This is a genomic window from Virgibacillus sp. 7505 (assembly GCF_002272135.1).
Classification (GTDB): Bacteria; Bacillota; Bacilli; order Bacillales; family Amphibacillaceae; genus Terribacillus.
On record NZ_NPBF01000017.1, the window covers coordinates 1 to 14,604 of the forward strand.

General features: G+C 44.9%; 17 protein-coding genes. 14 read left to right on the forward strand and 3 right to left on the reverse strand.

Translation table 11 applies throughout. The features are described from left to right. Positions 1-220: hypothetical protein (locus CHH91_RS20485; protein WP_176465683.1), on the forward strand; the 220-nt coding region annotated here is incomplete at its 5' end. A gap of 39 nt (positions 221-259) precedes the next feature. Here CHH91_RS20485 and CHH91_RS05195 read toward each other — a convergent pair. Then, a complete protein-coding gene (locus tag CHH91_RS05195; protein WP_095222416.1) occupies positions 260-469 on the reverse strand; it encodes a hypothetical protein in 210 nt (69 codons plus the stop codon). A 161-nt stretch (positions 470-630) separates the two neighbouring features. On the opposite strand from CHH91_RS05195, the gene CHH91_RS05200 reads away from it, so the two are divergent. From CHH91_RS05200 to yajC, 7 genes are all read left to right on the forward strand, one after another. Then, entirely contained in the window at positions 631-1,116 is a 486-nt protein-coding gene (locus CHH91_RS05200) for a BofC C-terminal domain-containing protein (RefSeq protein WP_095222417.1), read from the forward strand. A 120-nt stretch (positions 1,117-1,236) separates the two neighbouring features. Continuing rightward, positions 1,237-1,851, forward strand: a complete 615-nt coding sequence (gene ruvA, locus CHH91_RS05205; RefSeq protein WP_095222418.1) for a Holliday junction branch migration protein RuvA — start codon at positions 1,237-1,239, stop codon at positions 1,849-1,851. 12 nt (positions 1,852-1,863) lie between these two features. Then, on the forward strand, positions 1,864-2,865 hold the full coding sequence (gene ruvB / locus CHH91_RS05210; protein ID WP_095222419.1) for a Holliday junction branch migration DNA helicase RuvB: 1,002 nt from the start codon (positions 1,864-1,866) through the stop codon (positions 2,863-2,865). Then, positions 2,862-3,062 (forward strand): DUF2905 domain-containing protein, encoded by a 201-nt coding sequence (locus tag CHH91_RS05215; RefSeq protein WP_095222420.1) that lies wholly within the window; start codon positions 2,862-2,864, stop codon positions 3,060-3,062. Before ruvB ends, CHH91_RS05215 begins: the two co-directional genes overlap by 4 nt. Positions 3,063-3,084: 22 nt before the next feature. Then, positions 3,085-4,113 (forward strand): tRNA preQ1(34) S-adenosylmethionine ribosyltransferase-isomerase QueA, encoded by a 1,029-nt coding sequence (queA, locus tag CHH91_RS05220; protein ID WP_095222421.1) that lies wholly within the window; start codon positions 3,085-3,087, stop codon positions 4,111-4,113. 29 nt (positions 4,114-4,142) lie between these two features. Beyond that, positions 4,143-5,279 (forward strand): tRNA guanosine(34) transglycosylase Tgt, encoded by a 1,137-nt coding sequence (gene tgt / locus CHH91_RS05225; RefSeq protein ID WP_093727743.1) that lies wholly within the window; start codon positions 4,143-4,145, stop codon positions 5,277-5,279. A gap of 16 nt (positions 5,280-5,295) precedes the next feature. Further along, on the forward strand, positions 5,296-5,559 hold the full coding sequence (gene yajC, locus CHH91_RS05230; protein ID WP_038561613.1) for a preprotein translocase subunit YajC: 264 nt from the start codon (positions 5,296-5,298) through the stop codon (positions 5,557-5,559). Positions 5,560-5,593: 34 nt separating this feature from the next. Here the strand turns inward: yajC and CHH91_RS05235 are convergent, their stop codons facing one another. Continuing rightward, positions 5,594-5,965 (reverse strand): TIGR04086 family membrane protein, encoded by a 372-nt coding sequence (locus CHH91_RS05235; protein WP_095222422.1) that lies wholly within the window; start codon positions 5,963-5,965, stop codon positions 5,594-5,596. 106 nt (positions 5,966-6,071) lie between these two features. On the opposite strand from CHH91_RS05235, the gene CHH91_RS05240 reads away from it, so the two are divergent. Further along, positions 6,072-6,737, forward strand: coding sequence for a DUF421 domain-containing protein (locus CHH91_RS05240; protein WP_176465684.1), 666 nt, complete (start codon positions 6,072-6,074; stop codon positions 6,735-6,737). Between the two features lie 6 nt (positions 6,738-6,743). Here CHH91_RS05240 and spoVB read toward each other — a convergent pair whose 3' ends face one another. Next, positions 6,744-8,291, reverse strand: a complete 1,548-nt coding sequence (gene spoVB / locus CHH91_RS05245; RefSeq protein ID WP_095222423.1) for a stage V sporulation protein B — start codon at positions 8,289-8,291, stop codon at positions 6,744-6,746. A 120-nt stretch (positions 8,292-8,411) separates the two neighbouring features. Here spoVB and CHH91_RS05250 point away from each other — a divergent pair, with 120 nt between their 5' ends. From CHH91_RS05250 to CHH91_RS05270, 5 genes are all read left to right on the forward strand, one after another. Continuing rightward, positions 8,412-8,708: a post-transcriptional regulator gene (locus tag CHH91_RS05250; protein WP_095222424.1), complete on the forward strand. Its 297-nt coding sequence runs from the start codon at positions 8,412-8,414 to the stop codon at positions 8,706-8,708. Between the two features lie 155 nt (positions 8,709-8,863). After that, positions 8,864-11,122: a protein translocase subunit SecDF gene (secDF, locus tag CHH91_RS05255; RefSeq protein WP_095222425.1), complete on the forward strand. Its 2,259-nt coding sequence runs from the start codon at positions 8,864-8,866 to the stop codon at positions 11,120-11,122. Between the two features lie 86 nt (positions 11,123-11,208). Further along, entirely contained in the window at positions 11,209-11,592 is a 384-nt protein-coding gene (locus tag CHH91_RS05260; RefSeq protein ID WP_095222426.1) for a LapA family protein, read from the forward strand. 57 nt (positions 11,593-11,649) lie between these two features. Beyond that, positions 11,650-13,995, forward strand: a complete 2,346-nt coding sequence (recJ, locus tag CHH91_RS05265; protein ID WP_095222427.1) for a single-stranded-DNA-specific exonuclease RecJ — start codon at positions 11,650-11,652, stop codon at positions 13,993-13,995. Then, positions 13,985-14,500 (forward strand): adenine phosphoribosyltransferase, encoded by a 516-nt coding sequence (locus tag CHH91_RS05270; protein WP_095222428.1) that lies wholly within the window; start codon positions 13,985-13,987, stop codon positions 14,498-14,500. Before recJ ends, CHH91_RS05270 begins: the two co-directional genes overlap by 11 nt. Positions 14,501-14,604: the final 104 nt, after the last annotated feature.

Below are 14,604 nucleotides of genomic sequence, written 5' to 3' on the forward strand. Positions count from 1 at the left end.
AGTACCTTATAACCCACAAAACCAAGCAGCACCTTATTCCTATCCACCAGCGACGATGCGCTCTTGTTGCGGTCCGGATATTCCTTTTCCGGCAGCACCGGAATTTACGCAACAACAGCCGGAATTTAGAGATCCGTACGGTGTGCAGCAGCCGCTCGCCGATTTCTATGAGCCTACACCTGCCCAAGATTTGCCGGGTGATGAACAAGAAAATAAGTGAAATAAAAAAAGCCCCTTTTTCCGTTGAAGGGGCTTTCATTTATAATATACCATGTTCCTCGAAAATGCGGTGCATATCCTGGCGATACTTATCTTCCAAAGCAAGTACTTCTGCTTTGGAGAGACCTGCGTGCTGAATGTGATTTCTAAGTATCAAGGTCGCTTTTTCTTCTGAGAAAACGCTCGCCATGTTTGCTTCGCTTTTCGCTTCCACGTAGTGGAGGTACTTTTGCTGCGTAGTGTTTCTCACTTTTATCCCGCCTTTGTTTAACTTTCTAATCCTTTACCACATATAATCGAAAAGAAAACCAAAAAAGTGTCGGTCAAATCATTTTTTTTTCAAAAAAACGGATAAAGAAGCGCTGACAGGAAAAAATGAAGGCAAAAGCAACGGAATAGGGGTGGAAGATCATGAGGAGATTCTTAGTCTTTTGTTTGCTTTTCCTTTTATTCGTTCCGAGTATAACAGCGCAAGCTGCGGATCCAGTAGAAGTAAAGGTCGTACTGAAGCGTCAATATATAGATTGCAAGCAGACAGAGGTAACCCATCAAGAGAAAATCTATGCAATGGAAGATTTCTGGTCAACCTATCATGATTGGCAGCTTGTTTCCCAAAAAGAAGGTTTGGTTGTATTTAAGCAAGAAGTAATGGATATCTCCCCTTCATTAAAGAAGAATGGCTATTTCGGTATTTACAAAGGGAAACTGACGATATTCGAAGGCAGACCGATTGACCAGCAGGCAATCCAATCGTTTTATCAGATAAATAAGGGCAAGCTGGAAAGCCATCAAGCGGAAGAGCTTGAAGATGGGATCAAGATTCAATCCAGAGAAGTCTATGAGGATGTACTGGAAGCATTCCGTTTCAAGAATGATATAGCACCGATGCCAAGTTGAAAGGATCGTCCCTCAAGAGAGGGAGGTCCTTTTCTTGTTTTTCGCCATTAACCTTATACGAACATACGCTTGTGTGGTAAAATAGAAGCTAGTTATTGATTCAGGTAGGAGAGAAACAGCATGATAGCGTATGTAAAAGGAAATATTACTGGAATTACTGACGAAGCGGTGCTTGTAGAGGCACACGGTGTAGGTTATGAGATCATCTGCCCGAATCCTTTCCAATTCCAAATGGAAGAAGGCAAGGAGGCGCTTGTCCATACATATCATTATGTACGGGAGGATGCCCAGACTTTGTTCGGGTTTAAAAATACAGAGGACAAGTTTTTGTTTCAAAAACTGCTAGGGGTATCTGGTATCGGACCTAAAAATGCCCTTCAGATTTTAGCAGGGGTCAATGTCGAGGAATTTGTTGCAGCAATTGAACGGGAAGATGATAAATTCCTGACTAGCTTCCAGGGTGTCGGTAAGAAGACCGCACGTCAGATGGTACTCGATTTGAAGGGTAAGCTGGTATATATGGTATCGCTTACTGCAATCGAAGCATCTGCAGGGACAGAAAGCAATACATCTAAGAAACGTCTTGCATTAGCTGATGCAGAAGACGCAATGCGGGCTCTTGGATACCAGGAGCGGGAGATCAAAGCTGTGCTGCCGCAGCTGAAAAAAGAAGACAGCGACAGTGCGGATCACTTGATCAAGAAAGGCTTGGCTTTGTTAAGTCAAAAGAAATAAAGGAGTGCGAAGATGGAAGATCGCATGATAACGAACGAATTGAAACAGGAAGACGAAGTGATCGAGCTCAGTCTGCGCCCGTCCACCTTAAAGCAATACATCGGCCAGCATAAAGCAAAGGAAAATCTGGCTATCTTCATAGAGGCAGCTAAGATGCGGGATGAGCCGCTTGACCATGTATTACTCTATGGACCACCAGGTCTGGGGAAAACAACGATGGCGTCGATCATTGCCAATGAAATGGGCGTGTCTTTCCGGGCAACGAGCGGACCGGCAATTGAAAAAGCAGGTGACCTGGCAGCGATTCTTAGCTCACTTGAAGCAGGCGATGTGCTGTTCATAGATGAAATCCATCGTTTGCCAAGAGCGGTCGAGGAGATACTCTATCCTGCTATGGAAGATTTCTTTTTGGACATTGTGATCGGAACCGGACCGAGTGCTAGAAGCGTGCGCCTTGATTTGCCGCCATTCACATTGGTTGGCGCGACGACGAGAGCTGGATTATTATCTGCACCATTAAGAGATCGTTTTGGTGTACTGAGTCGCCTTGAATTCTATAATACAGAAGATTTGGCGAGCATTGTCGAGCGAACAGCGGTAATTTTCGATGTCGAGATAGATCCTTCTGCAGCCAACGAGGTAGCATTGCGTTCAAGGGGAACACCCAGGATTGCCAATCGGCTCTTGAAACGGGTGCGCGATATATCCCAGGTCAAAGGGGAAGACTATATCACGCAGGAGACGACCCATGCAGCGCTTAATCAGCTGCAGGTAGATGAAAAAGGCCTTGATCATATCGATCATAAGCTGCTGACGACTATCATGGATCAATTCCGCGGAGGCCCTGTCGGACTAGATACAATCAGTGCGACAATCGGGGAAGAATCCCAGACGATTGAGGATGTATATGAACCGTATTTGCTGCAAATTGGATTTATCCAGCGAACACCGCGCGGACGGGTTGTGACTCCGCTTGCCTATGCCCATTTCAACCGGGAGGTGCCAGGGGCTTGACCGGCATTGGAAAAATCTTTATTCTTATAGGCGTCGTGTGTATTATAATCGGCATTATCATGTCGTTTATTGGCAGACTGCCAGGAGATATCGTTTTAAAGAAAGGGAACACGACAGTCTACTTTCCAATCGTAACATCGATTGTAGTAAGTATCGTACTGTCGCTCATCTTGTTCCTATTCAACAAATTTCGCTGATACAGACTAGGAGTTAACAGGTATGGATATACAGGATTACGATTTTCATTTACCAGAAGAACTAATCGCCCAGACGCCGCTTCAGGATCGGACAGCGTCAAGGCTGCTTGTGTTAAATAAGGAAGAGAAGACAATGGAACACCGTCACTTCGCTGACATCGGTGACTATTTAAAGCCTGGAGACTGTCTTGTACTGAATGATACACGTGTGCTTCCGGCACGATTGTATGGTATCAAGAAGGACACACAGGCAAAAGTAGAGATTCTATTACTGAAGCAGATAGAAGGTGACAGCTGGGAGGTACTGGTCAAACCGGCCAAGAAAGTCAAAGTCGGCACAGAGCTTAGCTTTGGTGACGGAAAACTAACAGCTGTATGTAAGGAATTGCTGGAGCATGGTGGCCGAATTGTAGAATTCCATTATGACGGCATTTTCTATGAAGTCCTTGAGCAGCTTGGTGAAATGCCTTTACCGCCTTATATCAAGGAACAGCTGCCTGATCAGGAGCGCTATCAGACTGTTTATGCCAAAGAACAAGGATCAGCTGCAGCACCGACAGCAGGTCTGCACTTTACAAAGGAGCTGCTTGCCAATCTCCAGGAAAAAGGAGTGGAAATCGCGTTCATCACACTTCATGTTGGGCTGGGAACTTTCCGCCCTGTGAGTGTGGAATCGATTGAGGAGCATGAAATGCATGCTGAATTCTATCAAATGTCACAGGAAACAGCAGATCAGCTTACACGGATCCGTGCAAACGGCGGACGGATCATCTCAGTCGGGACTACATCCACCCGCACTTTGGAAACAATCACACGTGATCATGATGGGAAATTCGTCGCAGCAAGCGGCTGGACGGATATTTTCATTTATCCTGGCTTCACATATCGAGCTATTGACGGCTTGATCACTAATTTCCATTTGCCGAAATCCACATTGATCATGCTTGTCAGTGCATTTGCAGGTCGGGATTTCATCCTCGATGCGTACCGGACTGCTGTAGAAGAACGCTATCGTTTCTTCAGCTTTGGCGATGCAATGCTGCTCGTATAGATTGATAATAGAAAGGGAACTACTATAATATGGCAATTCGTTATGAATTCATTAAACAAGATAAGCAGACAGGCGCTAGGCTCGGTATCGTACATACACCCCACGGGAGCTTTGAAACGCCTACATTCATGCCAGTAGGAACACTGGCTACGGTAAAGACAATGAGTCCGGAGGAATTAACCGAACTTAACGCGAATATTATTCTATCAAACACCTATCACCTTTGGCTCCGTCCGGGACATGAGATTATCCGAGAAGCAGGCGGATTGCATAAATTCATGAACTGGGATGGTGCTATTCTGACAGATTCTGGCGGCTTCCAGGTATTCAGTCTGAGTGATCTTCGAGATATTCAGGAAGAAGGCGTTCATTTCCGTAATCATATCAGCGGAGAGAAGCTATTCCTTTCCCCTGAAAAAGCAATGGAGATCCAGAATGCGCTTGGCAGTGATATTATGATGGCATTCGATGAATGTCCGCCGTATCCAGCGACATATGATTATATGAAGGCATCAGTAGAGCGGACAAGCCGTTGGGCAGAACGCTGCTTAACTGCGCATGCTCGACCGGATGTGCAAGGACTATTTGGAATTGTACAGGGCGGTGAGTTTGAAGACCTTCGTAAACAGAGTGCACAAGATCTTGTCAGTATGGACTTCCCAGGCTATGCTGTCGGCGGGCTGTCTGTCGGCGAACCGAAGGACGTCATGAACCGTGTGCTTGAATTTACCACTCCATGGCTGCCACAGGATAAACCGCGTTACTTGATGGGTGTTGGTTCACCAGATTCCTTGATTGACGGTGCGATCCGCGGTATCGATATGTTTGATTGTGTGCTTCCGACTCGTATTGCACGTAATGGAACATGTATGACATCCAATGGCCGTCTTGTTGTCCGTAATGCGCAATATGCTCGTGATTTCGGTCCGATTGATGAGAATTGTGATTGTAAGGTATGTAAGAACTATTCACGCGCTTACATTCGCCACCTTATCAAATGTAACGAAACATTCGGATTTAGGCTTACTACTTACCATAACTTGCATTTTCTGATAGAATTGATGAGGAAAGTCAGAGAGGCGATCAAAGAGGATCGACTTGGCGATTTTCGAGATGAATTCTTCGAAAGCTATGGTTTCAACAAGCCGAATGCGAAGAATTTCTAGAAAGGGGGAGCAGTGAATGAATATTCAAAGTTTAATACTGATCGTATTAATGTTTGTCATCTTCTACTTCCTGTTGATTCGTCCGCAGCAGAAGCGTCAGAAACAGGTTAGAGAAATGCAGTCTAGCTTGAAAAAAGGAGACAGCATCGTTACCATCGGTGGTTTACATGGTAAGGTGCATGCTATAGACGAGGCATCTGTAGTCCTGACTACGGATGACGGCAGTAAATTGACGTTCGATCGTAATGCGATCCGTGACGTTAAACCTTCAGAAGTGTAAAAGACAAAGACAGGAGATTTCTCTCCTGTCTTTTTTATGTGCTCGTTTTAATGTTGACACCGATCATACCACCAACCAGGGCGGCCGCTAGAAACCCTCCATGTGTCAGTAGCTGTGTTCCAGAAAACCCTACCTGATAGCCTAGATACTGATAGAGAAGGATGAAAAGGGAAAAGCCGAGTGCGGTCATTCCGCCAAGCATCCAGCCCTTATCTTCACCTTTCACCCCTGCGATGAAACCACCGATGAATAAACTGAGTACTCCAGCTCCGAGTGTAGTCCAGTCAAGCATTCCTTCCCCCATTTTCGTGAAGCGAAGCAATAATGCCAGTGTGAAACTGATGAATAGCAGCAGTGCAAAGACGGTTATCCAGCCATACAATATCGCTTGTACATTCTTTTTCACAAAGATCCCTCCAGCATGTCTATATGGCTACTGTATGCTCGTCCAACCAAATTAAGAACGAATAGAACCATTGGTCTTACACAAAATAAGTAAAAAGGAGGTGGTCATGTTGCTGGATACACTGGAATGGTCAATCATAGGCAGAACAATTCTTTCTTATATTGTCATTGTCATCATTTTCCGTCTTATGGGAAAACGAGAGATAGGTGAATTGAGCATCATTGATTTGGTCGTCTATTTGATGCTGGCGGAAATAGCCGTTTTTTCCATCGAAGACCCAAGCAGTCACTTGCTTCATTTTATCGTGCCGATGGTGATACTGCTTATAATACAGAGAGGGACAGCATTACTTTCTCTAAAGTTTCCTAAGATGCGTGATTTTATGGAAGGGAAGCCATCAGTCATCATTTCCCGCGGCAAGATAGATGAGCATGAGATGCGCAAACAGCGTTACAGTTTTTCAGATCTTCAGCAGCAACTGAGAGAAAAAGGAACGAAGAGTGTACAAGATGTTGATTTTGCGATCCTGGAAACTTCCGGTGAATTATCTGTATTTGAAAAAAAAGATACAGATGACGGCAGCAGCGGTTTCGTTCAGCCGCTGATCATCGACGGCGAGATTCAGCAAAAAGCATTGGAGTATATCGATAAATCTGCTTCTTGGCTCCGCGGTGAGATGAAGCGTCATGGCCATCCTGATATTGGTCGTATATCGTATTGTACACTCGACCAAGATCATAACTGGTATATTGACCGAAAAGATGAACGCTGATAGGAATCAACGTTTCTTTCTGGACAGAAACTGCTCTACTTCCGCTCTCGTTATAAAGCCGAAACTGAGCATGAACAATAAGTAGAGGATGGTTAGAATCAAAAGTAAAAATAGAAATGTTGGAAGGTTATATAGTGAACTAGCGAATATCCCTTTCAACAAGTGTGCAGTAAAAGCAGTTATTCCCAGCAGACCTAGCATTTGACCGATTTCCTTCACAGATAGCCTAAAACCTGCAACTCGTGCTAGTGAAATCAAATGCAATAGAGTTATTAAAACAACTGTGACAATCATGCTGATAGCAACCCCGATAATTCCGAACTTGGCATTGGATGCCAAAGAGACAAGCAAGATGATTTTGACGCCTGCACCGATGATTGTATTCCACATCGCGGACTTAGCTGCATCGAGTGCTTGGAGTGCAGTACTGAGCGGCATTTGGATATACATCATAATATAAAAAGGTGCCATGAGAAGAATGAATCGCTCTGCACTTTCACTTCCGTACATATAATGGAGGATCGGTCCTGCAAATACTGTCAGAATTACCGTTGCAATCGCACCTGAAGCAAAGCTGAGGCGAATTGCCTGGTGAATCCGGTAATGTACGAATTGATGTCGATTTTGTTCATTTGCCTCACTGATAGAAGGAAGCAAAGCTGTTGCAAGAGAATTCGTAATGAATGTCGGTAAAAACAGCAGGGGAAGTGCGTAACCGGTAAGTTCTCCGTACTGCCTTGTGGCCATTGCCGTTCCGACCCCAGCCAAAGCAAGGCTTTGTGCTGTAAGTATCGGCTCTAGAAAGTGGGTTCCGCTGGCAACAAGCCTGCTGCCAGTTGCAGGTAAGGCAATCGAGAACAGTCGCTCCAAAGTCTGCTTGCCGCCCTTTAACGCTGTGACGAATTGAGATCGTATTTTTACGGTCTTTTTTCGTTTGAATTGATACAGCATGTAGAGCAAAGAAATGAATTCGCCGATTAAAACTGAAATCATTGCCCCTAAAGCTGCAAATTCAACCCCATAAGGGAGAAAGAACTTTACAAGGAAGACTGTGCAGCTGATTCGGACTATCTGTTCGATCACTTGTGAAAAGCTCTGCGGCTTCATATTCTGTTTTCCCTGAAAATACCCCCGAAGAACAGATGCCACTGCCAATATCGGTATGACTGGTCCGATTGCCAGCATTGGGTAGATGACACGCGCATCCTTCAGCAGCTTATCTGCAAGATATGGAGCTGCAAAGTAAAGAAGACCGACAAATGCAATGCTGATACTGAGTGTTACCGTCAGCGAAACAACAACGATTTTTTTTATTTGTTCGTTGTCTCCACGCACGTCTGCTTCGGCTACCCGTTTAGAAATAGCTGTAGGCAGACCGAACTGGGTAATGGCAGTTGCCAGGAACAACGTAGGCATGGCCATCATGTATAGACCAATCCCTTCTCCCCCCATGACACGTGCAACGACAATCCGGTTCACGAATCCTAGGAAGCGGGTGATCAAGCTGGCGGCAATCAGTATGAGTGCCCCTTTTAGGAAAGTCTGCTTTGTCACATCGACAACCTGCCTTCTCAAATGTTAGTTTTTCGGCTACAATTAAATGTATGCATGAGATATGGCCAAGCATGACTAGCCTGAACAGAACAAAGGCAAGTTGTTTTAGGAGGTAGAAACGTGTACGAAACAAAGACGGTGAACGAATGGAAGTCGGAAGTGATGCCTGCAGTGATTAGCAAGAAGGAAGAATTTCATCTGCTTGGCTACGATAAAGCCTCTGCTGCGGATATCTGGAACTGTATGGAAAAAAAGGTATGGAAAAAAGAGAAAGACAAACCAAAACGTCTATATGAAGTAGTGGCTGATATTATGCAGTTGAATGTATCGGTTTATATGGGTTATTTGACAATGTCGGTGTATGGAGAAGATGAGGATCTGATGGCATCCATTGCTGCTATCAATGGTCAATCCTGATCCAGGTAATGTTGACAGTGCCGGCTTATGTTCTCTATACTATGTGAGTATTTGAGGGACAAGCACAGCACGTACATATGTATGTACTTTTATTGCAGAAAAACTCTGCATCATATTAGGTTTCCGTTGAACGGAAAATGGGAGGCAGTTGCATCATGGTGAAAAGAGGCAGAATTGTTGCCTTCTTCTTGATCGTCCTATTGCTTTTGGGTGCGATGGGAACGACGATTAAAGGAATCGCAAACGATTTAAACTTAGGACTCGATCTGCAGGGCGGATTCGAAGTGCTATATGAAGTAAGTCCGCTGGAAGAAGGGGACAAGGTAAATACAGCAACGCTGAATGCCACAGCACAGGCATTAACGGAGCGTGTCGATTCCCTGGGTGTCAGTGAGACAAGCATCGATATCGAGCAGCCAAATAGGATCCGAGTCCAGCTTGCTGGTGTGAAGGATCAGGAACAGGCTCGTGAGATGCTGTCGACTACTGCTAATCTATCATTCCGTGACACAGCAGATAAAGAATATCTGAATGGTACGGATATTGAGGCGGGCAGTGCGAAGCAGGCATTTGATCCACAAACGAATCAGCCGCTTGTTACGGTCGATATGAAAGACGCTTCCAAATTCGGCGAAGTGACAAGTGAGCTTTCTCAGCGTGCATTCCCAGACAACCGTCTGGTTATCTGGCTGGATTATGAAGATGGCGACTCTTATGAAGAGGAAGCACAAAAGCCTGAGAATGAACAAAAGTTCATTTCTGCTCCTGCAGTTTCACAGACTATCAACAGTAAATCAGTTCAGATTGAAGGTAACTTCACAGTAGAAAGTGCACAAGAGCTTGCTGACTTGCTGAATGCTGGGTCACTTCCAGTGAAGATGGAAGAAGTGTACTCAAACTCAGTTGGTGCTCAATTCGGACAGGAAGCACTGGATCAGACAATGCTTGCAGGGTATATTGCCTTCGCACTTATCCTGTTGTTCATGATTGTGTACTACAGACTTCCAGGTTTAATTGCTTCCATTACTTTGGCAATTTTTGCTTATTTGAACATACTTGTGTTTGATTTACTTGGTGTAGTGCTGACGCTGCCAGGAATTGCGGCATTAATCCTAGGTGTGGGGATGGCTGTTGATGCCAATATCATCACTTACGAACGGATAAAAGATGAACTGAAAACCGGTAAGTCTCTAAAAGCCGCCTACAAAGCGGGTAACAAAAACTCATTGGCTACAATTACAGATGCCAACTTGACTACAATGATTGCAGGTATCGTGCTGTTCATATTCGGTACTAGCTCCATCAAAGGGTTCGCAACGACACTAATCATTAGTATTCTATTGAGCTTCATTACAGCTGTGTATGGGTCACGGGCATTGCTCAGCTTGTTGGTGAAAAGCCGTGCGTTTGACAAGAAACCAGGCTGGTTCGGAGTTTCGAAAAAGAATATTCGCAAACTCAATGATAAAGAAGAACGTGAAGTCACATTCTATGGGTTGAAGCTGAATCTAGTGAAGCATAGAAAAGCTTATTTTGCTTTCTCTATCGCGCTAACGATTGCCGGGATTATCTGCTTGAGTGTATTCAAGCTGAATCTTGGTATCGACTTCACGAGCGGATCTCGTGTGGAATTCGATTCAAATCAGGCTCTTACGACAGAACAAGTAGAACAGAAGATGGATGACTTCGGCTTCGAGTCGAGGGAAACGCAGCTGTCGGCTGATGGCAAACATGCCTCCGTCCGACTAGAGGATACGCTCACAAAAAACCAGGAAAATGAGTTGAAGAGCAGTATTCAAGATGAATATGGAGATGCACCGAGTATCAGTACAGTATCACCTATAATCGGAAAAGAACTAGCGGAAAATGGATTATACGCTGTCATCTTTGCTTCCATAGGTATCATCCTGTATGCGACGATCCGATTTGAATTTAAGTTTGCTGTAACAGCCATCTTGGCCTTGCTGCATGACGCCTTCTTCATCTTGGCGGTATTCAGTATCACCAGACTGGAATTCGACATTACGATCATAGCAGCAATTCTGACTATCATCGGTTATTCGATCAACGATACGATAGTGACCTTTGACCGGATCAAAGAGAATATCCGTATCAAACGGAAAGTCAAAACGTTCGATGAGCTGGCCAAAATCGTAAATGACAGCTTGCTGCAGACACTTGTGCGAAGTGTGAACACTGTTTTGACTGTAATAGTTGCAGCGATTATTCTGTGGCTCTTCGGTGCTGCGTCGATTGCTAACTTCTCTATTGCGCTTATAATTGGGCTAGCAGCGGGGACATATTCTTCCCTATTCATTGCTTCACAGCTATGGCTCGTTTGGCGCGGCAGAAATATTGAAAAAAATCCAATCATCCATGAAGAGAAAAAGAAAGTGGAAGGACCGCAAGTCTGATTGGATAACCCCCGTTGTAAATACGGGGGTTATTTTTTTGGGAATGGGGAATGTAAAGAGTAGCACCATTAGAAAGGAGCCAGCAAATGAAGGCACAATGGTATATCATTCTAGCAGTCATTTTTGCAGTACTTATTGCAGTATTCGCAGTTATCAACGTTGACAGCGTGCAGGTGGACTATCTATTCGGTACAGGCTCTGCTCCGCTAATCCTGATCATTTTGTTCTCCGTTTTGATGGGCGTCTTAATTACAGCATCTGTAGGAGGGTTGCGTATGTTCAAGTTAAATAGGGAAGTACGCGCTTTACGTAAGGATAATGATAAAAAAGCAGCTGAAATAACAGAACTTCAAGAAAAACGTGCGGAACAAGGACATGAAGAAGTTGAAAGGCCAACGACGAATATTTCCGATCCGACAACAAATACCTACCCAACATCCGAACGAATTAGAGATGAATACAGACAATAACCGATTGCTCCCTCGACCAGGCTCTAGTATAATAGCTTGGTTAGGGGGTCTTTTTTTATGTTAGAAAGCAGAATGAGATGGAAGGATAATAGCAGCCGACCTTCAGCTCACGAGCCTATGGGATTGGGTGTTTCTCCGCTGGTAGAGCAGCTGCTCATACAGCGCGGAATCACGTCAGCTGAGGCTGCAAAACGGTTCCTTCATCCGTCTCTAGAGGACCTACACAGCCCGGAACTTATTTCTGATATAGATGTTGCAGCGGAACGGATCCGTGCTGCAGTGGAGCAGGGTGAAAAAATTCTGGTTTTCGGAGATTATGATGCAGATGGTGTTTCATCCACAGTTGTTTTATTGGAAGCATTACGGGAGCTTGGAGCGGATTGCGATTATTATATTCCTAACCGATTTACGGAAGGTTACGGTCCGAACGAAGCAGCTTTCCGAGCCGCAAAGGAAAATGGCTATCAGTTGATTGTGACAGTGGATACAGGTATTGCTGCGATCCACGAAGCAGAAGTAGCGAAACAAATTGGAATCGATCTTATCATCACGGATCACCATGAAGTGCAGGAAGCTGTCCCGGAAGCTGTCGCAGTGGTACATCCGAAATGTTCGCCGGATTATCCTTTCCATGAGCTTGCAGGAGTAGGTGTCGCTTTTAAGCTGGCTCATTATTTACTTGGCTATTTTCCAAAACAGCTGCTTGACCTTGTTGTGATCGGAACGATAGCTGATTTGGTGCCGCTTGTTGATGAGAACAGGGTGCTGGCTGCCGAGGGGTTAAAGGCAATTGCGTCGTCGACAAGACCTGGAATCCGTGCTCTGAGAGACAGCTGCGGACTAGACGGCGTTGTAACAGAAGAAGATATCGGCTTCAAAATCGGGCCGCGTATCAATGCAGTTGGACGGTTGCAGGATGCTGACCTCGCTGTCGAATTGCTGTTGGCAGCTTCGTACGAGGAAGCCGCTGAAATGGCAGAGGAAATCCAATCTCTCAATACAGAACGACAAAATATCGTTGCCAAAATAGCAAAAGAAGCGGAAGCAATGGTCAGAGAACAGTCAGAGGAAGACAGCAGCCATGTCATCATCGTTGCAAAGGAAGGCTGGAACGAAGGAGTACTTGGGATTGTGGCCTCGAAACTGGTCAGAACCTTCGACCGGCCGGCGATTGTGCTGGCGATTCATCCGGAAAAAGGTACGGCGAAAGGTTCTGCCCGCAGTATTGATGCTTTTGATCTGTTCCACCACTGTATGCAGGTTCGGGATCACTTCATCGCTTTCGGGGGACACGCCCAAGCGGCCGGGATGACATTAGAGCTGGAACAATTGGATAAACTGCGAAAAGCTTTGAATCAAATGGCAGCAGAATCGCTTTCAGCAGAAGATTTCAAACAAACGCTTGCGATCGATTTGTCGGTTACAGTGGAAGATGTTTCAATCGATTTGATCCGGGACATGGCTCAGCTCTCGCCTTTTGGAATGCAAAATCCAAAGCCACTTGTGAAGCTTACTTCACCAATGCGGGAAGTAAAGCTCATCGGAGCAAATAAAAACCATCTCAAGTTCGTATTTGCAGAGGAAAGCGTACAGTTAGACGGTGTATGCTTTGGTCAGGGAGATCTTTACCCATTCCTCACTCCGGCAGATGATCTGGAAGTTGTCGGGGAATTGTCTATCAATGAATGGAATGGCAGACAAAAACCGCAAATCTTGATTGAAGATGTCGCAATTCGCTCTTGGCAGCTATTTGATCATAGAGGCAGCAAGCAGCTGAAGAAGGCTGTTCAAATCAAAAATGAAGAAGAGACAGCTGTCGTGCGATTCCGGCCGAATACGGATTTAAGCTGGCTGTCTGATCAGATTCGTGTTTTGGATTTTGAAACAGAAGGCCTTGCAAATGCGGCAGGCAATATCAGGGCTGTCATATTCGCTGATATGCCTCGACGTATGACGGATATCACGTATGTCTTGCAGCATATACAGCCAGATTTGATTTATGCGTGCTATGATGTGAAAGAGAATGCCTACTTACAAGGTTTTCCAGATCGTGATCAATTCAAAGTGTTCTATGCGATTCTGCTAAAGCAGAAGACTATGATGTACAGCCAGCTAGTGGATTATCTGAAAAACAGCCGAGGCTGGAGTCCTGAAAGGACCAAGTTTATTTCCGACGTGTTTTTTGAGCTGGAATTTGTTAAACTAGATAAGGATCAAATTTCAATCAACCCAAATCCTTCCAAACGTGATCTGGCTGACTCTGAGGTCTACCAGGGATTGAAGGAAGCGATAGAAGTCGAGAAGATCTTATATTATTCCGGCTATAAAGAATTGAAAGCGTGGCTGGAACGCGTACTTGAACGCGGGGAAGTTATCGAGGAGGAAGCAGTAAATGGATTATAAAAAATATATTACAGTCGTAGAGGACTGGCCGAAACCAGGTATCCGATTCAAGGATATCACTACTTTGATGGATAATGGTCCGGCTTATAAATCAGCGGTAAATGAAATCGTGGAATTCGCTAAAGATAAAAATGTGGACTTGATTGTCGGTCCAGAAGCGCGCGGCTTCATCGTAGGCTGCCCGGTATCGTATGCGCTGGATATCGGCTTTGCCCCTGTCCGTAAGGAAGGCAAGCTTCCTCGTGAAGTTATCAAAGTCGCTTATGGACTTGAGTATGGTGAGAATGTACTCACAATCCATAAAGATGCTATCAAACCAGGTCAGCGCGTCCTTATTACGGATGACTTGCTGGCAACTGGCGGTACAATCGAAGCAACAATCAAGCTTGTTGAGGAATTAGGCGGTATTGTTGTCGGATGTGCGTTCTTCGTGGAATTGTCATATCTAGACGGCAGAGATAAGCTGGATGGCTATGAAGTACTTACATTGACTAGCTACGAATAATATCGGACAGAACAGGAGTGCCTCATTCGGGGCACTCTTTGTTTCATTTTAAGAAACAGATACTTGTCGAATAGATTGGATATTTGTTAAGCTTATAAAAATAA